This is a genomic window from Cellulomonas sp. P5_C5 (genome assembly GCF_054049655.1).
This window is the reverse complement of record NZ_JBFULY010000001.1, coordinates 1-19113: the sequence shown is the minus strand read 5'-3', so window position 1 is coordinate 19113 and position 19113 is coordinate 1. Positions and strand designations below refer to the sequence as shown.

Below are 19113 nucleotides of genomic sequence, written 5' to 3'. Positions count from 1 at the left end.
CTACGAGCCGCGACCTGTCGTCGAGATATCGGAATCCGCATACGCCCCGGCAACACGCGCTCGCGTTGGCTGGTGCGATGTTCTCCTCGACCCACGCGCGCCGTCCTCGATCGGCCGTCGTCTCCGGGGCGGTCGGCGTCGCGATCATGGCGGTCGCCGTCGTCGGGTTCCTCGGCGACCAGCCCTCGTCCGCGTCCGTCGTCCTGGCCGCATCCGAGGCGCCCGCACCGCCGCCGCGTGACGCCGCCCCGGTCCTCGGGGCCGACGGGAGCGTCCCGGACGGCGTGACGGTCTTCGACGACGAGGTCCCGGCCGTGGCCAATCTCGACCCCGACCTGCTCGACGCCTTCCGCCGGGCTGCGACGGACGCCGCCGCCGACGGCATCACGTTCGTCGTGAACAGCGGCTGGCGCTCCGCCGAGTACCAGGACCAGCTGCTGCGCGACGCGGTCATCGGGTACGGCTCGGCCGCGGAGGCGGCCCGCTGGGTGGCGACGCCGGACACGTCCCCGCACGTGCAGGGAGCCGCGGTCGACGTGGGACCGTGGGCCGCTGCGACGTGGCTCTCGGAGCACGGCGCGGGGTACGGGCTGTGCCAGGTCTACGGCAACGAGCCGTGGCACTACGAGCTGCGCCCGGAGGCCGTCGACGGCGGCTGCCCGACCCTGTACGCCGACCCGACGCACGACCCGAGGATGCACCCGTGACCAGCACGTTCCGCCCCGAGGCACCGACTGCCGGGCAGAGCCCGGAGGCCGCCGCGACCCGGCTGGTCCTGCTCCTCGCGGTCTACCTCGTGCTGCTCGCGTGGGCCGTGCTGTGGAAGCTCGAGGTCCCGTGGGTCGGCGAGGCCGGGATGCGCATCGTCAAGCTCGTCCCGTTCGTCTCCACGAGGGGTGCCGGTGCCAGCACCCCCTTCGACGTGGTGGTGAACGTCGCACTCTTCGTCCCCTTGGGTCTCTACCTGGGCCTGCTCGCGCCGTCGTGGCGGTGGTGGAAGGTCGCGGGCGCGGCTGCGGCGGTGAGCCTCGGCCTCGAGGTCGCCCAGTACGTCCTGGCCGTCGGCAGCTCCGACCTCACCGACGTCGTCGTCAACACCGCCGGCGCCCTGGTCGGGCTCGGCCTGCTCGCGACGGCGCGCCGCCGGCTGGGTGCGCGCACCGGCGCGGTCCTGACGCGGGTGTGCACGGTCGGGACGGTGCTGGCCGTGCTCGCGTGCGCGCTCGTCGTCGTCTCGCCGCTGCGGTACGGGCCGCCGGAGGACGTCCGGTGCGACCGCGTCACGGGGCTGTGCGGGCCGCCCCTACAGGAACTCGAGCCGCGCGATGCGCTGGGCCTTGGGTAGCAGTCCCTTGTGGACCTGGTCCAGCACCCACAGCACGGGCATGAGGACCTCGGCGAGGCCGGCCGACTCCTGCCAGGTCACGGTGGGCGGCCCCGCGGGTGAGCGCGGGTGCCCGGGGACCGGTCGCAGCGTGTGGGTGACGACGGGGGACCGGTCGCCGTCGCGGGTGAGCTCCATGCGGTCGGCGATCAGCGTGCCGGCGGGGCGCCACCGCCAGGACCGGCCCTCGGGTCCCTCGACGTGGAACGCCCACCGGTCGCGGCCGCTGCGCTCCCGGGTGGCCTCGACCGTCTCGCCCGCGACCGTCAGCGGCATCAGGAGGTAGTCCCACACGAACGCGTCCTGGCCGGTGCGGACACCCTCGGCCTTGCCGGACGCCACCTCACGCGCCCCGCCGTCGGCGGTGGGATCGGGCACCGAGCACGCGAGGACGCGCCCGAGCCGCCAGTGCACGTCGACCCGGTGGCCGGCGACCTCCACATCGCACCGGTGCACGAGGGGCGCCGCCGCGGGCGAGCTCGCGAACTGCTGGTGGGTCAGGACGTCGACGACCTCGGCCGACCCCGCCGCGCCGAGCGGCGCCCAGACGTCGAGCCCCGTCACCGGGGGACGTTGGCCTGGGCGTCGCGCGCGTCCTGCTCGCGCTGCGCCGCCCTGCCCGCCTCGCCCCGCACGCGGGACGCCTCCTCGCGCAGGTTGCCCGCCGACGAGCGGGCGGCGCTGCGCCACTGGTCGAGCGCGCCGCGCACGTCGTTCGCGTTGGCGCACTCCCACTCCGGCGAGCGGGGCACACCCCATGCGACGTCGACGCAGGTCTCGACGTCGTCGGCGAGCGCGTCGAGGTCCCGTGCCTTGGCGTACAGGTCGTCCGAGGTCATCGTGTCCTCCCTAGAACCAGTTCATCGGGTTGAGGTCGGACTCCTTGATGTCGTCCAGGCGGTCGCCGGCCCAGTCGGCGGCATCGTCGGCCCGGTCGCCCACCCAGTCCGCGGCGTCGTCGACGGCGGCGGTGATGTCGTCCCAGTGCTCGACGACCTCCGCACCTGCCCACACCAGGCCGGTCACGGCGACGAGCCCCAGGGTCACCGGGTTGGGGGCGATGAGGGCGGCGGTCATCGAGGCGTTGAACGCGGTCTCGGCGTACTCGCCGATGACGTGCGCCTTCCCCTCGGTGCCCCCGTTCTCCCACAGGTCCGCGTTCTCGTCCCAGTTGTTGACGAGGCCGACGACGCCGTCGACCGTGGCCAGGCCGCTCCCGGCGACCCCCAGCACGCGCAGCGCACCGGCGCTGGACACCATGGTGCGCAGGCCGGACTGGTTCGCCATGGTCAGGAGGTTGCCCGCGCCGCGCCCGTAGGTGACGCCCGTGACCGTGTTGGTCCAGGGCCGCCCGAAGACGTTGTTGCCCCAGCCGGCGAGCCGGGTGGCGAGCTGCCCGGTGCTCGTCGTGTTCAGGATCGACGACACCCACGTGGTGGTGGCCGTGCCCGGGCGGGACGTGAGCAGCTTGGCCAGCAGGGTCGGCTTGACCTGGCCGGCGACCTCGTAGGGCTTGACCGCCTGGGAGGTCCGCAGCACCCACGCGTCGAAGTCCTCGACCGTCGACGCGGTGCGCAGCAGCAGCTTCTGGGTCAGGTTGGGGACGAAGCTGCCGGGCCGGGTGAACTGGGTCTTGCCGTTGATGTAGTTGGAGTCGGCGGCGTTGAGCGCACCGCTGAGCCAGTTCGCCAGGCCCGGCCGGCCGGACGCGACCAGGGCGTTGAGGCCGGGGTCGACGATGCCGCGCTGTGCCATCCAGCGGACGAGTGCGGGGCCTCCCTTGAGGATGATCTGGGAGACCGCCGCGGTGGTGCCGGTGCTGGCGACGACGAGGTTCTGGACGTCGTTGTACGCGTCGACGAGCTTCTCGGCCTGCTCCGCGTCGCTCATGCCGGTGAGCTTCTGCAGCGCGGAGGCCTGGAGCTGCTCGAACCACTCGCTGAGGTTGGCCGGGTCCCCCTTCCAGGCGTCGGCGGGGGTGCCGGAGACCTCGAGCGCGAGCGCGGCGTCCTCGATGCGCATCGACTGGCCGGCGACCTCGAGGGCCTGGCCGCCGGTCATCCGGACCCCGGCGAACGTGGGGTTCGCCTGGGCCATCTGCTCCAGCACGCCGATGCGGGCCTGCAGGTCCCGGGCGGTGTCGACGGCCCACTGGTCCGCGCCGCGCAGGCCGGCGAGGTCCGTGCCGGCGCCCAGGTTGCTGGCGCGGGAGAACAGGGCCGGCAGCGCGTAGGACAGGTCGTCCAGGGCGATGACCGTCGCCGCCAGGACGTCCTTGTCGATCTTGACGGTCACGGCGCGGGGACCCTGTCGAGCACCGCCCGCAGGTCCGCCGACGACGGCAGCAGCCCGGCGAGCAGCCGCCACGCCTCCCCACCGCTGACCGGCCGGAAGTGGGCAGCCGTGTCGGGGGTGATGTCCTCGGCGCGCAGGGGCTCGGCGGGCTGCTCGCGCACCCAGTACCCGCCCGGTCCGCAGTCCCACAGCACCAGGCCGCGGGCGTCCGTCCCGATCTCCGGTCCCCACACCAGGGTCACCCGGGACGTCGACTCCAGGAACGACAGGGTCGCCATGAGCATCGTGCGGTCCTGCTCGGCGATGTCGGCGCCGAAGAACCGCTCCAGCTGCGCGGTCGCCACGATCCGGGTGGGCTCCCACGCGTCCTCGGACAGCGCCATCGTCTGCACGACGGCGTCGATCGCCCGCAGCGGGACCGTGAACGGCGTCGCCACCGGCGGCACCTCGCGGCGCCGCAGCCCGACCAGCCGCGCGAGGACCCACAGGATCTGCGGCAGCTCGTCCTGGCAGTACACCGTGGACGGTGTCGGCCCGCCCTGCGGCCACGGGTCGGTGTACCAGACGGTCTCCTCGCGCACCGCGAGCAGCGCGTTCGCCGCCCCCTGCGGACCGGCGGTCTCGACGGCGCACTCGATCATCGGCTCCGAGACGGTGCGCACCAGGTCGAGCACCAGCGGCGCGATGCCGTCGTCGTCGCTCACGATCCCGGCGTCCACGAGCGCCTGCCGGGCCTCGTCCGCGACCGGCTCGTCGTTGTGGACCAGCCGCAACGTCTCGAACTCGTCGTCGCTCAGCGAGATCCGTCGTCGCACCACATCGAGCTGCGCCATGCTCTGGGTCTCCTCGGGGAGGGGTCGTTTCCGGGCGAAACCTTACCGGGGCCGTGCGGGTGTCACCGGCGGGCCGGACGTGTCAGGGCGCGTCCGCGCGGAACGGCACCAGGGCGGCGTCGAGGGCGGCGCGCAGCGCCTGCGGGTCCTTCGCCTGCACCAGCTTGGTCTCGCCGTCGCGCATGGTGAGCCCGATGACGTGGGTGCCCATCGCCTGCGCGTACGCGCCGCCGATGATCTTGCCCGCGAGGGCCTCGCCGGGCTTCGAGACACCCCACGGGTTGATGTCCGCGATCGGCACCCGGGCCCGCCCGACGCGCAGCTCGGTGTCCGTCAGCGTGATGTTGCCGTAGCGCCCCGTGCTCCACATCGTGATGGCGGCGATGATGCCGAGCATGCCCACGATGGTCGTCGGCATCCACGGGGAGGACGTGTCGACGAGGAAGAGGCCGAGCCACGCGATGACGCAGATCCCGAGGAGGATCAGCCACGCGCGACGGCTGGGGGAACGTTCCTGGTACCGGATCACCCGGGCATCCTAGGACGAGTCGGCCGCGGCTACCGTGGCCCCATGTTTCTGGAGAACCTCGTCCTCGACGCCGTCGACCCGCAGCGGGTGGGCCGGTTCTGGGAGGCGGTGGTCGGCGGTGAGCGGCTGACCGACACGCCCGACGGCTTCGAGACGCGGCTCGCCCTCGAGGGCGGACCGGTCCTCGACCTGTGCTTCCAGCGCGTTCCCGAGCCGCCGACGGAGCCGCTGCGGCTCCACCCGGACCTGCGGGGCGGGGTCCGCCAGGCCGACGAGGTCGACCGGCTGCTCGGGCTCGGCGCGCAGCGGCTCGACATCGGGCAGGGCGACGTGCCGTGGGTGGTGCTCGCGGACCCGGAGGGCAACCCGTTCTGCGTCATGGAGGACCGGGACGTGTACACCGACACCGGTCCCATCGCCGCGCTGCCGCTGGACTGTGCGGACCCCGACCGCGCCGCGGAGCTCTGGTCGTGGCTGACCGGATGGACGGACGCTCCCGGCGTCGCACCCCGGACCCTGCGGCACCCGTCGCGACGCGGACCCCTGCTCGACCTGTGCCACGAGCCGGCCCCCAAGGGCCCCGCGAAGAACCGGCTGCACCTCGACATCCGGCTCGAGGCGGGGGACGACCCGGACCGCGTCGCGGCGGGGATCGCCGACCGCGGCGGCCGCGAGCTCCACCCGGACTGGGCCCGCGGCCTGCCGTGGCGGCTCTACGCGGACCCGTCCGGGAACGAGTTCTGCGTGCTGCCCGCGACGGCCTGAGCAGGCGCTCCTTGCCTATCCGGGCAAAACGGGGCAAGTATGGACGAACCAGACCGGCGCGCGCGCCCTCGGCGTCCTGGGCGCCGGGTGTCCCACCGGGGGTTGCCATGAGGCTCGTCGCGCGTTCCGTCCTGACCGCTCTGCTCACCGCCGCCGTGCTGGCGCTCGGTGTCCCCGCGCACGCGGCGCCGCCGCCCGGGGCGGCCGTGCGGTGCGGGGACGTCCTGACCGGGGACCGTCACCTCGCCCGCAACCTCACGTGCCCGGGGGTCGCGTTCACGGTGGTCACGCCTGCGACCCTCGACCTGCGCGGTCACACGCTGCGCGGCGGCGACGTCGCGTTCGCGGTGCAGGCCACCGACATGGACGTGTTCCCGTTCGTCGTGCGCAACGGGCGGGTCACCGGGTTCGGGACGGTGGTCGAGAACGCCCGCGACGCGTTCGCCTGGAACGTGACGCTGACCGGCCTGCGGATCGACGCCAACGGCACGGTCGCGCGTGGCAACGACTGGGGCGGGCCGTTCGTCGTCGACCGCTCGAAGGTCGTCGACAACACCACGGTGTTCGCGATGGAGCGCTTCGCGGACGTGAACGTCACGAGCTCGCGCCTCGTCCGCAACGACGTGGTCATCTCCGCGATCTCCGACGGCGGCCGGGCGGCGTTCACCGACAGCACCCTCGTCGACAACCGTCGGCTGTCCGGGTTCGTGGGCATCGCCAACCTCACCCTGCTCCGGAACACCATCACGGGCTCCGAGGAGGTCGTCTCCCCGTCCGGCTGGACCTTCGTCACGGCCCAGGACAACACGTTCGTGGGCAACGACGTCGCGGTGAGCCTCGGCTCGCTGCCGGGCAACGTCCGCGGCAACACCTTCCGGGGCAACGGGGTCGGCATCACGGCCACCGCTCCCGCCGGTGGCATCTGGGACGGGCCGGCGGAGATCGTCGGCAACACGCTCATCCGCAACGGCGACGCCATCGTCACCGAGGACGGTGCGGCGGTGTCCCTCGGGGACAACCGCGCGGTGCGCAACTCCGGGTGGGGCATCTTCGCGCCCGGCGCGACGGACCTCGGCGGCAACGTCGCGAAGGGCAACGGCCTCGAGCCCCAGTGCACCGGGGTGGTGTGCGGCCCCACCCGGAGCTGAGCGCACTCAGGAGCAGGTGACCCCCACGCACTGCGGGCTGTTCCCGTTGCCGCTCGCCGCGTTCCCGCCCAGGTCGGTGACACCCGGCGCGTAGATGCCCCAGCCGCTGTTGCGCGTCGCGGTGTTGCCGCCCAGCGACGTGTTCGCGTCGGCGGCGTCGAAGACGATCGCGTCCCCGTTGCCCCGCAGGACGTTGTCCTGCACGACCAGGCTGGTGGTGGCCGTGGACTGCCCGTGCACGCCCGACCCGTTACGACGGAACACGTTCGAGCTAATCGTGCCGTCGACGTCGCCGAGCTCGACCGCCTGGGTGTTCGCCGCGAACGTGTTGCCCGTCAGCGACAGCTGCGGCACGAAGCCGAGGGCATTGACGGCGACGCCGTTGCCGCGGAACGTGCTCGCATCGGCCGTGGCCGCGCCCATGAAGTAGAGCTGGATGCCCGTGGTGTTGTCGGCGAGCGTCGAGCCGTGGACGTGGACCTCGCCCTCCGTCGCCGCGATCGCGGTCCCGTTGCCGGCGAACCGCGAGCCCGACACGTCGGCGACCGAGGTGTCCACGCGCAGGCCCATCGTCGAGTCGGTGAACGTGGACGCGCTGACCCACACGTCGGCGAACCACGAGGCGTTGACGCCCGTGCCGACGCGCTCGAAGTGGCTGCGCGTCACGGTCGTGGCCTTGCCGCCGGAGAACGGCAGCTCGCCGGACGCGTCGACGCCCGTCCCGCTGTCCGTGACGGTGACCCGGTCGACCGCGACCGTGCCCGAGCGCGGCTCGTCCACCGGTCCGCCCGTGTCGACGCCGGCGCCCCAGCCGGTGAGCGTGCCGTTGCGGATCACCACGTCACCGTCCTGCGGCACGAGGATCGCCACCCCGGTGCCGGGACCGCTGACCGTGTGGCCCTTGAGGTTGAGCGTGACGCCGGCGCCGAGGGTCAGTGCGGGCGCCGGACCCGTACAGGTCAGGTCGGTGGTCAGCGAGGAGCTGACGGTGACGGTCGAGCCGCAGACCAGCGGCGCGGCGTGGGCGGGGGTGGCGACAAGCACGGCCGTGCCGACGAGGGCGGCGGTGGCCAGGACGGAGGTCGTTCGCATGGTGGGCTCCGTGGGATCGGGGCGCCCCCTGATGGGCGCTCCTCGAGGAGGACAAGCACGCTACGCCGGATACACCCCATATGTCCGTATCAGGCCCGGCGGTCGCTGTCCCCTTTCCTCTCGAACGGCCCAGCCCGGGCCGCTCGGCCTGACGCCGTCCGGCGTGGGCCTCTCTGGAGGGGGAGCCATGGGTTTCTACGTGAAAGACCTGTACGTCCAGCGCGTGCCGAAGTTCCAGTGGCACGACAAGCTGACCAACCCGCCGACGATCCCCGAGACGTCGCCGATCATCGAGATCGCGGCACTGTCGCCGCAGATCGCCCAGGTGCGTGCCGGCGGGGGCGGGGGCGGGGGTGTCTACCAGCCCGCCGACGACACGACCTTCTACACGATCCCGTCCTGGCTCACGCCGGTCGTGAACCCGGCGCGGCGCCTCTCGGAGTCCGACCTGCACACCGTGCGGGAGAGCCTCGCGGTGACGCTGAAGGCGGTCGAGCTGCAGATCGAGGGTCTGCAGGGCACGCCCGAGGACATCGCGTACGCGCAGTCCGTGCTGAAGGGCTGACCATGTCGCAGCCGTCCGGCGGTCGCCTCGCCCAGATGACCCGCACGGTGGTCGTCCGTGCGGCGGCGCTCGCCGGACGGGTGGGACCCGACGAGCTCGCCGCCGTGCTGTACCGGTCCGGCGGGACCGCCGCCGACCCGCGCCAGGACCCCCGCTGGCCGCACCACCTGGTCCACGTGGCCGAGCGGTCGACGCCGGCGATCGAGCGGTACGACCGCTCCCGCACGGAGCACTGGAACGGGTGGACGACCCCCGGGATCGAGACGTCCACGCAGGTGCACAAGGTCTACGTGAGCCCGACGCCCCCCTGCCTGCCCGCCGCGCTGCCGGTGGTCTTCGCGACCGCGGCGGCCCTCGACGTGCCGTCCTGGAAGGTCGGCGCCGACGCGGCCGGACTGCACCGCGCCGACAAGATCGTGCTCTACCTCCCGTCGGCGCCGCGTGCCGACGCCGTGGCCGCCGCCCTCGCGGAGGCTCTCGACGGGTTCGACGCGCAGGGGGTGCCGTTCACCGGGCAGGTCGGCGCGACCGGCATCGTGTCCCGGGGGCAGGACCGGCACCGGGAGAGCTGGCGCGCGGTGCTGTGCCGGGCGGTGGCCGGAGCGCTCGACGAGCACCGCACGCTGCTGGGCCCGGACGTCCCGCCGGACGTCGTCGCCGGCTCGGCACTGGACGCGCTGGCGGACGCCTACGACGTCGTGACCTGGCGCCCCGACCTGCGGGTCTCGGCATGACCGCCCCCGAGGTGCAGTTCCTCCTGCACGCCGACGTCGAGGCGGTGCCGATGCCGGACCAGGACGAGGTGCTCGTCGCGCGACGCGGCAGCCGCGTCCCACCCCAGCTGATCTCGAGCGACGCGATGGCCCTGCTCGAGCACTTCCGGGAGCCGTCGACGCTGGTCGACGCGATCCTGGCGTACAGCGCGGACGTCGGCGCCGACCCGATGGCCACGCTCGACCAGTCGTTCGGCGTCCTCGTCGCCCTGACCCGCACCGACGTCCTCGTCGCGGACGGCACGGCGCCGGCGCACGTCCTGGCGGACCGGCACCGGGTCGGCGAGGTGGTCGGACCCGCGACGGTCACCGGGCGCATCCGGGTGCTGCGGGACAGCGAGATCTGGCGCGGGGTGCTGGCGGACGGCACCCGCGTCGTCGTGAAGGTCGTCGACGACGAGGTCCACGGGCCCGGCCTGGTCTCCCGCGAGCTCGCGGCGCTGCACCGGCTCGACGGCTCCGTCGCCCCCCGGCTCGTGTGGCACGAGCGGTCGTCCACCGGGGGGACGCTCGTGCTGGACGAGGTCGACGGCGACTCCGCCGACCTGGCCGCGCTGGTGGCCGACGCCGACGGGCGCCGCCGGATCGCGGCGGCCGTGCTCGACGCGTACGTCGCCCTGCACGAGCGCGGCGTCCTGCACGGTGACGTCCACCCCGGGAACGTGCTCGTCGGCGGGGACAGCAGCGTGACGCTGATCGACTTCGGCCTTGCCGGCACCGCGACCGAGCCGCCCCCGCGGCCCGGCGGTGGCGAGTACCTCGACCCGGCCGGCGCCGCGGCGCTGCGGACCGGCACCCCGACCCCCGCGCTGGACGCGGCCGCCGAGCAGTACGCGGTGGCGGCCGTGGTGTACCGGCTGCTCACCGGCGCGGCCCCGCTGGACCTGGCGTGCGAGCGCGACGAGGCCCTGCGACGGATCGCCGAGGACCGGCCGCGCCCCTTCGTCGCGGTCGGGGCGACCCCCTGGCCGACGGGGGAGCGCGTGCTGCGCCGGGCGCTGTCCACCGACCCCGAGCGCCGGTACCGCTCGGTGCGCGCGCTGCGGGACGCGTTCGCCGGGGCGGCCGTCGCCCCCCGCACCAGCGCCCCGGACCTGGGCGACGCCCTGGCGGCCCTCGACGTCACCGGGTCCGTGTGGGCGACGGCGGACGACGCCCGTGCGGCCCACGTCGCCTGGTTCGCCGGCCGCGTCGCGACCCTCACGGGCGACCCGTTCGCCTACGACCTCGCGCTCGTCTGGGCGAGCCGCTGCGGGCACGTCCCGCCGCCCGCACCGGACCCGCGCAGCCCGCTGGCCCGCGCCCACCGCGCCCTCGCCGCGCACGCGCTGACCGGGCGGCCGGCGTTCCTGCGCGCTGCCCGCGACGTCGCCGCACAGCTGCAGGCGCAGGCGCACGCACCCGAGGCGGTCGACGTGCTGACCGGCGGCTGGGCCGGGCTGCTCCTCGCGCTCGAGTGCGAGCGACCCGCCCTCGCGCTTGCCCCGGGGACCGCCGACGGGTGACTAGCGTGGCGCCCATGCCGGCCAAGGGAACGCGCAGGGCGCGGTACGCGACGCGACGCAAGCGCCGCATGGCTGCCGTCGAGCACGACCTCAGCCCCGAGCAGTGGGGTGCGCTCACGGCGGCCTGGGGCGGGTGCGCGTACTGCGGGGCGACGGACCGGCCGCTGCAGCGCGACTGCGTCCTGCCGATCTCCCGTGGCGGGCGCTACACGCTGGACAACATCGCCCCGGCCTGCGGGTCCTGCAACGCGAGCAAGTGCAACGACGAGGTCACCGGCTGGCTGCGCCGCAAGCGCCTCGACGAGCGGGCGTTCCTGGCGAAGCACGTCCAGGTCCAGGCGGAGCTGGCGCAGCGGTTCGCCCTCACTCCGGGGGAGTGAACTGGCTCGCGGTGAAGACCGCGCCCTGCGGGTCCCGGATCGTCGCCGTGCGCGCCCACTGCGACTCCTCGGTGGCGAGCACCTCACCGCCGTTCGCGGTGGCGAGCGCCACGGTCTCGTCCCGGTCCGCGACCGCGAAGGTCACGTGCCAGTGCGGCAGCCGGCCGTCCTCGGCGGGCGCGACCCAGCCGATCGCGTCCTCGAACCCGGGCGGCACCGAGACGCTCGCCTGGAGCTCGCGGATGTCCGGGTCGGTGGTCGCGGCCAGGTGGTCGCCGTACCCGGGGACGCGGATCAGCGTCGCGGACCACACGTCGGTGATCTCCCAGCCGAGCACCGACTCGTAGAACTCGGTCGCCGGGTCGTCGGCGTGCAGGTCGCTGAAGTTCCAGGCGCCGGGGGAGTTGACGAGCTGGGCGCCCAGCCGGCGGTTCGCCTTCCACAGCCGCAGGACCGCCCCCGACGGGTCGGCGACCTCGGCCCAGGTGCCGCCCTCGCCCGCCGCGGTGGGTCCGGCGGTGACGGTCCCGCCGGCGGCCACGACCGCGTCGAGGACGCCCTCGAGGTCGTCGACCGCGACGTACGTCTGCCAGCCGGGCCCGTCCGGTGAGCCGCTGCCGATGCCCGCCACGTCGAGCCCGTCCACCTGCGCGATGACGTACCGGGACGGCGCCCCGGGCGGGGCGGCGTCCTGGAACGTCCAGCCCAGGACCGCTCCGTAGAACGCCAGCGCCGCCTCGACGTCGGCCTGCTCGAGGTCCACCCAGGACGTCACGCCGGGCGGGTACGTCCGCTGCTGCTGAGTCATCCTCCCAACCTACGAAGGCCCACCCACACTCCGCTCCAGGAGCGTGCACGAGAAGTCGGCGAAGTCCTTCTGACCGACCGCCCGGAACCCGTGGCGCTCGTAGTAGGTGCGCAGGACGGGGTTGGTGGTCCGGCAGTCGAGCCGGAGCAGGCCCACCCCGGCGTCGCGTCCGCGTGCCGCCGCCCAGTCCAGCAGCGTCGTGCCCACCCCGCGGCCGGCCGCGCGGCGGTCGACCATCAGCCCGTGCACGTAGACCGCCGGGGCATGGTCGTCACCCCAGAAGTCCGGGTCCGACCACAGGAGCCGGACGGTCCCGACGAGGCCGAGCGCCTCGTCGCGCACCACGTGGAACTCGCCGGCGTCCACCCGGGCCGCGATGCGCTCGCGCGGCAGCGATCCCTGCGGCCACTGCACCGTTCCCTGCGCGGCCATCCAGTCCTCCAGGGACCGGCGCAGCGCGTGGATGTCGTCGACGTCGGCGGGGGTGGCGGGCCGCGGGGGGTCGAAGGTCACCGGGCGAAACCTACCCGTGGAGCCGTTCCAGGACCTGCCAGGCGGCCCCGTCGCTCGGAGGCCCGTGGAGCTGCTCGAGCGTCGGGGCGTCCGGACGCTCGGCCCAGTAGGTGGTGTGCACGGCGGACCAGTCGCACGCTGCCGCGTACGGGCGGACCAGCTCGAGCGCCTCGGCGTGCTGGAAGCCTCCCCGGGAGTCGGACCGGAACCGCTCCAGCCCGTCGAGCAGCAGCCGCAGCCCCTCGGTGTACCGGGGTACCCCGCAGGACGCCGCCGTGACGAGCTCGTCGAGCGCGCGGTCGCCCTCGGGCACCCCGTCCTGCTGCAGCAGGACGCTCGCCGCGAGCACGTGCGCGTCCGGCAGCCACTCGAACGCCTCGACGAAGACGTCGACCCAGTCGCGCAGCTGCTCGGACCGACGGACGCGGAGCAGGAAGTACCCGGCCGCCGCCATCGCCTCGGCGCTCACCCCGCCCGTGCCGAGCGCCTCGGTGACCTCGGTGAGCAGCTCGTCGGCCAGGCCCGACGCCGCGCCCAGCTGGCCCGACTGCAGGTACCCGAGGAGCGAGCCGGCCAGCAGGGACGTCCCACGGGCCTCCAGGTGGAGACCGTCGTCGAAGCCGTCCCGGTCGGGCGACGGGCTCGTCCGGACGATGGCGCCGTAGCTGGGTGGCAGGCAGACGACGCGCCACGCGGTGCGGTCTCCCCCCACCTGGTAGGCGTACATGCCCGGTTCGACGTCGAGCGCCACCTCGACGCTCCCGTCCACACGCTGCGAGATCGTGGGGTCGGCATCGGAGGTCAGCGACCCGCGCCAGAGGCGACCCCACCTCGCCGGCGTCGGGTTCGCCGGGCCCGCCCCGGAGGTGGGCCACGGCTCGGTGAACGGTTCTGTGAACGGTTCGGTGAACGGGTTGTCGGTGAGCTGCTCCGTGAACGACCCGCCGGGCGCCCGGGTGATGGGCCTCGGGAGCGGCTGCAGGACCGGTTCGGTGAACGGCTCGGTGCTCCGGGAGGGCGTCGCCGCGAGCACGGTCCGCTGCTCGTCGTCGGCGCCGACCACGACCGTCTGGCTGACGTACGGACCGGACGGCAGGGTCGCACGCACCAGGTACGTCCCGCGCGGCAGCTCGACCACCGACGGCCGCCCCACCCGCCCGACCCAGGACCGCGTGCCGGCGTCGCTGATCGCCTCGCACGCGACCGGCTGACCGGTCGCGATCCCTCCGGCCTCGACGACCACGGTGAGGCGGCTCCGCGCGCGCTCGCTCACGGGACCAGGACGATCGGGTCGTAGAAGACGCCCGGCGGGTGCGCGTAGACCGGGGCGTCGTACGTCGGGTAGCTGTGGTCCGCGAAGTCGAGCCGCAACGCGTAGGTGCCCGCCGGGGCCTCACCGGACCACCCCGTCGGCACCGCCTCCAGCCGTGCCGGGCGGTCGTCGGCAGCCTGCGTCCCGATGAGCGCCGTGAGCGAGCTCAGCGTCGCGGTCGCCCGGGCGACCGCGTCGGTCGGGGTGCACTGCAGCGAGACGGGCACCACGGGAGCGCGCGGCAGCCGGTGGAGCACGCCGGTCCCGGAGACGACGACGGTGGGCACCTGCGCGGGGCCTCCGTGGGTCCCGTCGAGAAGCTGCGTGATCGCGCTCAGCGTCGTCGGGACGTCCACCACCCACGAGCGGCCGAGCTGGCGCGCCCCGAGCCCGTCGAGCGCGCGCAGGAGAGCCGCCGTGAACTGCGTGACGCCGCCCACCTGACCGAAGGCCGAGTGGCCGCCCGCCACCGCGAACACCAGCGCCGAGTGGCGACGCCGGTCCGCGGAGACGTCCCGGTCGACGAGCGCGGCCGCGGTGCCGGACAGCTGCTTGACCAGCTGGAACGGGATCGACCGGCACGCGTCGACGAACACGTACTGCTCGCGGGCTGCGCACCGGGCCATCCCCGCATGGGTCGCGGTGATGTCCACCGCGTTGTCCAGGAGCCGCGTCGCGGACCTGCCGAAGTCGTCGAGCAGGATGAACTGGGACTCGCGCTCCACCCCGTGACCGCAGAAGTACAGGACCGAGACGTTGCCCGGATCGGTGTCGCAGCGCGCGTACCACCGGTCGAACGCGTCGCGGACGTTCGCCATCGACGCGCGTTCCACGCCGGGGAGGTCGGAGGCCAGCATCTCGATGGTGCCGAGCGGCGCCGTGGGGTGGGACAGGGACGTCTCGAGCCAGGCGGTGAGCTGCTGGACGGACCGCGGAGGACCGTCGAGCTGGTCGAGGTCGAGGGTGCCGTGGTCGACGGGCTCCGGGCCCCCGGGCAGGTGCCGGTAGGTGCCCACGCCGATGGCGAGGACGTGCACGGCGGCGCCGGCGACCTTGCGGTCCGTCCCGAGCGTCATGGTGGCGTGGCCCCTGCGGCCCGCACCGGCGTGGGCGCCGCGACCCGCGACGGCGCCGCTCCTGCGGCCCGCAGCGCGAGCCGCTCGTGGAACGCGGGCTGCAGGAAGTAGAGGGTGTGGGCCTTGACCAGCGAGCCGGTGCGGAACGCGAAGTCCTCGACGCCGTCGATGATCGAGCCGGCCTGGAAGCCGATCGGGTCGGTGTAGTCGAAGACGTTGATCCACCGCGTGACGTTCGGCAGCCGGGGGACCAGGTCCTGCGGACCGGCCGGGATCGTGTCGTCGCTGCCCCGGAAGAGCTTGAGCTCCTCGAAGAGGCCGATCTGCGTGCCCGCGGTGACGAGGAGGTGCACGGGCAGCTCCGCCAGCTCCTGGTCCCGCAGCAGGTCGTACACGATGTCGCCCCCCATGCTGTGGGCGACGATGACCAGGGGCTCGCCCGGCGGTGCGGCCTTGACCGCCGCACGGATCGCGTCGGCGACGATCGCGCGGACGGGGCCGGCAGGGTCGCCCTGCTCGTGCAGGTACACGAACACGTCGCCGATGAAGTGGGCGAGCAGCGGCGTGACGGCCGGCCGCACACGGTCGGCGATCTTCTTGCCGACGACGTTCGCGACGGCCTCCCGGATGCGTGTCGCCCCCTCGACGACGGCGTTCCACCAGGCGCCGACCCCCATGCCCTGGAACGCGGGGGAGCCGGCGGGACCGACCACCTCCCTGCGGAGGCGTGACACGAAGGCGTCGTCGTCGGCGACCTCGTCCACCCAGGCGGGCCGCGGGTTCGTCCGGGCGTACGCGATCGCGGCCGTGCCGAAGGACGCGAGCTCGACGGCCGCGTCGGGCTCCGTGTCGTCGAGCGCGATCACCGCGGCGCCGAAGAGCACGTCGACGGCGTCGGCCAGCGGGTTGACCTCGAGCGTCGGGTCGTACGGCATCGACGCGATCGACACCAGCGCGCGTCGGTCGTCGCCCGCCGGGTCGAAGGACGCCGGCAGCGCCCCCGACAACAGCTCCACCAGGGCGGCGTCGCCCGATCCCAGCAGCTCGAACTTCCCGGTCGGCACCGAGCGGCCGCCCCACCGGAGCCTGGCCGCGGCGTCGCCCCACAGCGGGTTGGAGATCCTGGCCTGCGGGATCCCGAGGGCGGGGAGCAGGTGCTGGCGGAACAGGGCGTCCCGGACGGCGACCCCGCGGTCGAACCCGGGGCCTGACCGCGTCGACACTCCGTGCACGAAGACGAGCGGCATCGCGGCCTCCAGGGCTCTTCGGGTGTGCTCCTGTGTACTCCCGGGACAAACCGGTGCACAAGGACGAAAAGCCGTCCTAAACGGGCGTGAGCCGCGCGGCGAGGAAGTCGCTGACCTCGGTCGCCGCGGCGGCGAGCAGGACCCGGGCGTGCTCGGCGCCCGACCCCTTCCTGTCCGCGTACTTGGCCGGTGCCGCGGTGAGGACCGCGTGGTCGAACACCCCGAACGGCGCGGCGGGCAGCTGTGCCGTGTGCACGCGCGCTCCGCCGTCGAGCGTCTCGACCGCTGACTTCAGTCGGCTGCGAGGGCTGATGAAGTCGTCCGCGAACCGCGTGTAGTAGACCTCGACCTCGCCCCGGGAGAGCCGTGCCCTGATGTCCCGGACGTCCCCGGGCGACAGCCCGAGCGCCCGTCCGCAGAACGGTCGCGCCGGCAGCGCCGGCTGGGCGGCGACCGCTGCGACCACGCTCGGGTCCGCTGCCAGCGCCAGCGCGAACCCGCCGGTCAGGCACATGCCGACGACGCCGACCCGACCTGTCCCGTGCTCCGTCGCCACGGCCTGGGCGAGCACCCGGAGCGGGGTGACGACCGGGCTCCTGCGCCCGCTGCGCAGGACGTCGATCTCCCGCGAGATGCAGATGGCGCCGACGGCGGCAGCCCGCTGGACGGGTGTGCGCGACGGGAACGCGCCCACGAGCTGCGGCATCCAGACGGTGAACCCGTCGTCGGCCAGCCGGTAGCAGAAGGACAGGTACATCTCGGTCATGCCGAACAGCTCGTGCATGACGACGACCGGTGGCCCGACCCCGACGCGGTGCACGGGCCAGGGCAGCGACGTGCCGGGCAGCGCCACGTCGTGGTCGACGTCGTCCCAGCCGAAGGGCGGTGGGCTCATGGTGTCTCCCGATCAGTGCCGGTCCGGCTGACGGTTCCAGGACGAAACCTACTCGCGGCGCTGCCGTCCCTCGCTAGGGTCCGAAGATGGGTGCGAAGCGTCGTCGCTGGGCGGACCGGGTGCCGATCATCGGCGTGCTGCGCACCTACGACCGACGGTGGTTGCGGACCGACGTGGCCGCCGGTGTCGCGGTCGCGGCGCTGATCGTCCCGAAGAACCTCGGGTATGCCGGCATCGCGGGGATCCCGCTGCAGAACGGTCTGTACGCCGCGGCGGCCGGCGCGATCCTCTACGCGATCTTCGGCACCAGCCGGCAGATCTCGACGGGCCCCAGCTCCGGGCTGGCCGCCGTCGCCGCGAGCGCGGTGCTCGCCGTCGGGCTCACGGGGGCGCAGGCGGCACCGTTCGTCGCCGGGATCACGCTCGTGTCGGGCGTCGTGTTCCTCGTCCTCGCGGTGCTGAAGATGGGCTGGATCGCGCAGTTCCTGTCCCGGGCCGTCGTGACGGGCTTCCTGTTCGGCGCCGCGATCGACGTCGTCGTCGGGGAGCTGCCCAAGATCACGGGGACGAGCGCCGAGGGGTCGACGCCGCCGCAGGAGCTGTGGTCGTGGCTCGGGACGCTCGGCGACGTGAACCGCGCGACGGTCGTCGTCGGCGTGGTCGCGCTCGTGACGGTGTTCGGGCTGCGGCGGGTGGCGCCGCGCGTGCCCGGCGCGCTCGTCCTGGTCGTCGGCGGGCTGCTGGCTACGTGGCTGTTCGACCTGGGGGAGCGGGGGGTCGCCCTGGTCGGGGACGTGCCGCGCGGGCTGCCGTCGGTCGAGGTGCCCGACGTGGCGCTGCTGCTGGACAACGTCGCGACGGTCGCCCTCGCGTCCGTCGCGCTGGTGATGATCGGGTTCTCGCAGACCGCGGGGGACGCGCGCACGTTCGCCGCGCGGCACCGCTACCGCGTCGACATCGACCAGGAGTCGTTCGCGCAGGGGGCGGCGAACGTGGGCGCGGGACTGCTCCAGGGCATGCCCGTGTCCACGAGCCTGTCCGCGAGCTCCCTGAACGACCGCACGGGTGCACGCACCCCGGTCGCCTCCCTGACGTCCGGTGCGATGGTGCTGCTCACCCTGGTGCTGCTGGCGCCGCTGTTCTCCGGGCTGCCGACGGCGGTGCTCGCGGCGATCATCATCGAGGCCGTCGTCATGGGGATGATGGACGTGGCCGCGCTGCGCCGGCTCGCCCGGGTGCAGCGGTTCGACTTCTGGATCGCGATCGTCGCGCTGGTCAGCACGGTGCTGGTCGGCGTGCTGGCGGGGGTGCTCGTCGGCATCGGGCTGTCGCTGCTGTGGCTGATCTCGGTGACCACCCGGCCGTCCCTGCCCCTGATGGTCCGGGAGCGCGGCACGCAGGTGTTCCGGGAGCTCGGGGAGCACGCGGACGACGAGCCCGAGCCGGACATCGCGGTGATCCGCATCGACGGCGGGCTGTTCTTCGCCACGGCGGACGCTCTGGAGGACCGGGTGCGCGAGGTGTCCGAGGCGAACCCCGGGCTGTCGGCGATCGTGATCGACTGCGGGGCGATCACCATCGTCGACGCCCAGGGGGCCGCGACCCTGCACGAGATCCTCACGCTGGCGCAGGACCACGACGTGGCGGTCCGGCTGGCCCGGGTCAAGCCGTCCGTGCGCGCGACGCTGGCCCGCGACGGTGTGGTCGACCGCCTCGGGCCGGACCGGCTGCACGGGAGCGTGCACCGGGCCGTCGAGGCCCACCGGGCGCAGGCGCGCGAGACGCCCTAGTTGTACTCGGCCGTCACGTTGGTGACAGTCGGCTGATCGGTGGGAGGCCTCCGAGGGCGCTGTGGCGTCGTCGAGTGTTGTAGTGCTCGAGCCAGGGGGCAAGGGCGGCGGTACGTTCGGCGTTGCTGGTGAAGACCTGCCGGTAGGCCCACTCGGTCTGCAGGGTGCGGTTCAGGCGCTCCACCTTGCCGTTCTGCCAGGGG

22 protein-coding genes are annotated in these 19113 nt (G+C 73.9%); 9 read left to right on the top strand and 13 right to left on the bottom strand.

Going from position 1 to position 19113, the window contains the following annotated elements:
* The first annotated feature begins 77 nt into the window (after nucleotides 1-77).
* Nucleotides 78-707: a M15 family metallopeptidase gene (locus tag ACXJKF_RS00110; RefSeq protein ID WP_456785714.1), complete on the top strand. Its 630-nt coding sequence runs from the start codon at nucleotides 78-80 to the stop codon at nucleotides 705-707.
* Nucleotides 704-1345, top strand: coding sequence for a VanZ family protein (locus tag ACXJKF_RS00105; protein WP_456785713.1), 642 nt, complete (start codon nucleotides 704-706; stop codon nucleotides 1343-1345). Before ACXJKF_RS00110 ends, ACXJKF_RS00105 begins: the two co-directional genes overlap by 4 nt.
* Here ACXJKF_RS00105 and ACXJKF_RS00100 read toward each other — a convergent pair.
* From ACXJKF_RS00100 to ACXJKF_RS00080, 5 genes are all read right to left on the bottom strand, one after another.
* Nucleotides 1304-1948 (bottom strand): hypothetical protein, encoded by a 645-nt coding sequence (locus ACXJKF_RS00100; protein ID WP_456785712.1) that lies wholly within the window; start codon nucleotides 1946-1948, stop codon nucleotides 1304-1306. The genes ACXJKF_RS00105 and ACXJKF_RS00100 overlap by 42 nt on opposite strands.
* Nucleotides 1945-2223, bottom strand: a complete 279-nt coding sequence (locus ACXJKF_RS00095) for a hypothetical protein (RefSeq protein ID WP_456785711.1) — start codon at nucleotides 2221-2223, stop codon at nucleotides 1945-1947. Before ACXJKF_RS00095 ends, ACXJKF_RS00100 begins: the two co-directional genes overlap by 4 nt.
* A 10-nt stretch (nucleotides 2224-2233) precedes the next feature.
* Nucleotides 2234-3679, bottom strand: a complete 1446-nt coding sequence (locus tag ACXJKF_RS00090) for a hypothetical protein (RefSeq protein WP_456785710.1) — start codon at nucleotides 3677-3679, stop codon at nucleotides 2234-2236.
* Nucleotides 3676-4512, bottom strand: coding sequence for a hypothetical protein (locus tag ACXJKF_RS00085; protein ID WP_456785709.1), 837 nt, complete (start codon nucleotides 4510-4512; stop codon nucleotides 3676-3678). The genes ACXJKF_RS00090 and ACXJKF_RS00085 overlap by 4 nt, the downstream gene beginning before the upstream one ends.
* 82 nt (nucleotides 4513-4594) lie before the next feature.
* On the bottom strand, nucleotides 4595-5041 hold the full coding sequence (locus tag ACXJKF_RS00080; RefSeq protein WP_456785708.1) for a DUF3093 family protein: 447 nt from the start codon (nucleotides 5039-5041) through the stop codon (nucleotides 4595-4597).
* A 42-nt stretch (nucleotides 5042-5083) separates the two neighbouring features.
* Between ACXJKF_RS00080 and ACXJKF_RS00075 the strand changes: the two genes are divergently transcribed.
* Both ACXJKF_RS00075 and ACXJKF_RS00070 read left to right on the top strand, forming a co-directional pair.
* Nucleotides 5084-5806, top strand: a complete 723-nt coding sequence (locus ACXJKF_RS00075) for a VOC family protein (protein ID WP_456785707.1) — start codon at nucleotides 5084-5086, stop codon at nucleotides 5804-5806.
* A 107-nt stretch (nucleotides 5807-5913) separates the two neighbouring features.
* Nucleotides 5914-6954 carry a NosD domain-containing protein gene (locus tag ACXJKF_RS00070; protein ID WP_456785706.1) on the top strand — a complete coding sequence of 347 codons (1041 nt, stop codon included), beginning with the start codon at nucleotides 5914-5916 and terminating at the stop codon, nucleotides 6952-6954.
* A gap of 6 nt (nucleotides 6955-6960) precedes the next feature.
* On the opposite strand, the gene ACXJKF_RS00065 is transcribed toward ACXJKF_RS00070, so the two are convergent.
* Nucleotides 6961-8046 carry a right-handed parallel beta-helix repeat-containing protein gene (locus tag ACXJKF_RS00065; protein WP_456785705.1) on the bottom strand — a complete coding sequence of 362 codons (1086 nt, stop codon included), beginning with the start codon at nucleotides 8044-8046 and terminating at the stop codon, nucleotides 6961-6963.
* Between the two features lie 187 nt (nucleotides 8047-8233).
* On the opposite strand from ACXJKF_RS00065, the gene ACXJKF_RS00060 reads away from it, so the two are divergent.
* From ACXJKF_RS00060 to ACXJKF_RS00045, 4 genes are read left to right on the top strand one after another with little or no spacing between them, the layout of a single operon-like run.
* Complete coding sequence (locus tag ACXJKF_RS00060) at nucleotides 8234-8611, top strand: hypothetical protein (protein WP_456785704.1); 378 nt, start codon at nucleotides 8234-8236, stop codon at nucleotides 8609-8611.
* A 2-nt stretch (nucleotides 8612-8613) separates the two neighbouring features.
* On the top strand, nucleotides 8614-9345 hold the full coding sequence (locus ACXJKF_RS00055) for a hypothetical protein (RefSeq protein ID WP_456785703.1): 732 nt from the start codon (nucleotides 8614-8616) through the stop codon (nucleotides 9343-9345).
* Nucleotides 9342-10889, top strand: coding sequence for a protein kinase domain-containing protein (locus ACXJKF_RS00050; protein ID WP_456785702.1), 1548 nt, complete (start codon nucleotides 9342-9344; stop codon nucleotides 10887-10889). Before ACXJKF_RS00055 ends, ACXJKF_RS00050 begins: the two co-directional genes overlap by 4 nt.
* 14 nt (nucleotides 10890-10903) lie before the next feature.
* Complete coding sequence (locus tag ACXJKF_RS00045; RefSeq protein WP_456785701.1) at nucleotides 10904-11269, top strand: HNH endonuclease; 366 nt, start codon at nucleotides 10904-10906, stop codon at nucleotides 11267-11269.
* Here ACXJKF_RS00045 and ACXJKF_RS00040 read toward each other — a convergent pair.
* From ACXJKF_RS00040 to ACXJKF_RS00015, 6 genes are all read right to left on the bottom strand, one after another.
* Nucleotides 11253-12077, bottom strand: a complete 825-nt coding sequence (locus ACXJKF_RS00040; RefSeq protein ID WP_456785700.1) for a VOC family protein — start codon at nucleotides 12075-12077, stop codon at nucleotides 11253-11255. The genes ACXJKF_RS00045 and ACXJKF_RS00040 overlap by 17 nt on opposite strands.
* 9 nt (nucleotides 12078-12086) lie before the next feature.
* Complete coding sequence (locus ACXJKF_RS00035; protein WP_456785699.1) at nucleotides 12087-12590, bottom strand: GNAT family N-acetyltransferase; 504 nt, start codon at nucleotides 12588-12590, stop codon at nucleotides 12087-12089.
* 10 nt (nucleotides 12591-12600) lie between these two features.
* Nucleotides 12601-13863 (bottom strand): hypothetical protein, encoded by a 1263-nt coding sequence (locus ACXJKF_RS00030; protein ID WP_456785698.1) that lies wholly within the window; start codon nucleotides 13861-13863, stop codon nucleotides 12601-12603.
* A complete protein-coding gene (locus ACXJKF_RS00025; RefSeq protein WP_456785697.1) occupies nucleotides 13860-14978 on the bottom strand; it encodes a caspase family protein in 1119 nt (372 codons plus the stop codon). Before ACXJKF_RS00025 ends, ACXJKF_RS00030 begins: the two co-directional genes overlap by 4 nt.
* Nucleotides 14975-16225, bottom strand: a complete 1251-nt coding sequence (locus ACXJKF_RS00020; RefSeq protein ID WP_456785696.1) for a hypothetical protein — start codon at nucleotides 16223-16225, stop codon at nucleotides 14975-14977. Before ACXJKF_RS00020 ends, ACXJKF_RS00025 begins: the two co-directional genes overlap by 4 nt.
* A gap of 76 nt (nucleotides 16226-16301) precedes the next feature.
* On the bottom strand, nucleotides 16302-17120 hold the full coding sequence (locus tag ACXJKF_RS00015; RefSeq protein WP_456785695.1) for a dienelactone hydrolase family protein: 819 nt from the start codon (nucleotides 17118-17120) through the stop codon (nucleotides 16302-16304).
* 86 nt (nucleotides 17121-17206) lie between these two features.
* Here ACXJKF_RS00015 and ACXJKF_RS00010 point away from each other — a divergent pair, with 86 nt between their 5' ends.
* Nucleotides 17207-18910, top strand: coding sequence for a SulP family inorganic anion transporter (locus tag ACXJKF_RS00010; protein ID WP_456785694.1), 1704 nt, complete (start codon nucleotides 17207-17209; stop codon nucleotides 18908-18910).
* A gap of 13 nt (nucleotides 18911-18923) precedes the next feature.
* Here ACXJKF_RS00010 and ACXJKF_RS00005 read toward each other — a convergent pair.
* The coding region (locus ACXJKF_RS00005; protein ID WP_456785693.1) for an integrase core domain-containing protein at nucleotides 18924-19113 on the bottom strand (190 nt) is incomplete at its 5' end.

Excerpts from the sequence above, each read along its gene's own strand:
- ACXJKF_RS00055 (WP_456785703.1), top strand. The coding sequence starts at position 8,614 with ATGTCGCAGCCGTCCGGCGGTCGCCTCGCCCAGATGACCCGCACGGTG.
- ACXJKF_RS00010 (WP_456785694.1), top strand. The coding sequence starts at position 17,207 with ATGGGTGCGAAGCGTCGTCGCTGGGCGGACCGGGTGCCGATCATCGGC.
- ACXJKF_RS00050 (WP_456785702.1), top strand. The coding sequence starts at position 9,342 with ATGACCGCCCCCGAGGTGCAGTTCCTCCTGCACGCCGACGTCGAGGCG.
- ACXJKF_RS00025 (WP_456785697.1), bottom strand. The coding sequence starts at position 14,978 with ATGACGCTCGGGACGGACCGCAAGGTCGCCGGCGCCGCCGTGCACGTC.
- ACXJKF_RS00045 (WP_456785701.1), top strand. The coding sequence starts at position 10,904 with ATGCCGGCCAAGGGAACGCGCAGGGCGCGGTACGCGACGCGACGCAAG.
- ACXJKF_RS00095 (WP_456785711.1), bottom strand. The coding sequence starts at position 2,223 with ATGACCTCGGACGACCTGTACGCCAAGGCACGGGACCTCGACGCGCTC.
- ACXJKF_RS00085 (WP_456785709.1), bottom strand. The coding sequence starts at position 4,512 with ATGGCGCAGCTCGATGTGGTGCGACGACGGATCTCGCTGAGCGACGAC.
- ACXJKF_RS00075 (WP_456785707.1), top strand. The coding sequence starts at position 5,084 with ATGTTTCTGGAGAACCTCGTCCTCGACGCCGTCGACCCGCAGCGGGTG.
- ACXJKF_RS00040 (WP_456785700.1), bottom strand. The coding sequence starts at position 12,077 with ATGACTCAGCAGCAGCGGACGTACCCGCCCGGCGTGACGTCCTGGGTG.
- ACXJKF_RS00065 (WP_456785705.1), bottom strand. The coding sequence starts at position 8,046 with ATGCGAACGACCTCCGTCCTGGCCACCGCCGCCCTCGTCGGCACGGCC.
- ACXJKF_RS00020 (WP_456785696.1), bottom strand. The coding sequence starts at position 16,225 with ATGCCGCTCGTCTTCGTGCACGGAGTGTCGACGCGGTCAGGCCCCGGG.
- ACXJKF_RS00060 (WP_456785704.1), top strand. The coding sequence starts at position 8,234 with ATGGGTTTCTACGTGAAAGACCTGTACGTCCAGCGCGTGCCGAAGTTC.
- ACXJKF_RS00070 (WP_456785706.1), top strand. The coding sequence starts at position 5,914 with ATGAGGCTCGTCGCGCGTTCCGTCCTGACCGCTCTGCTCACCGCCGCC.
- ACXJKF_RS00110 (WP_456785714.1), top strand. The coding sequence starts at position 78 with ATGTTCTCCTCGACCCACGCGCGCCGTCCTCGATCGGCCGTCGTCTCC.
- ACXJKF_RS00015 (WP_456785695.1), bottom strand. The coding sequence starts at position 17,120 with ATGAGCCCACCGCCCTTCGGCTGGGACGACGTCGACCACGACGTGGCG.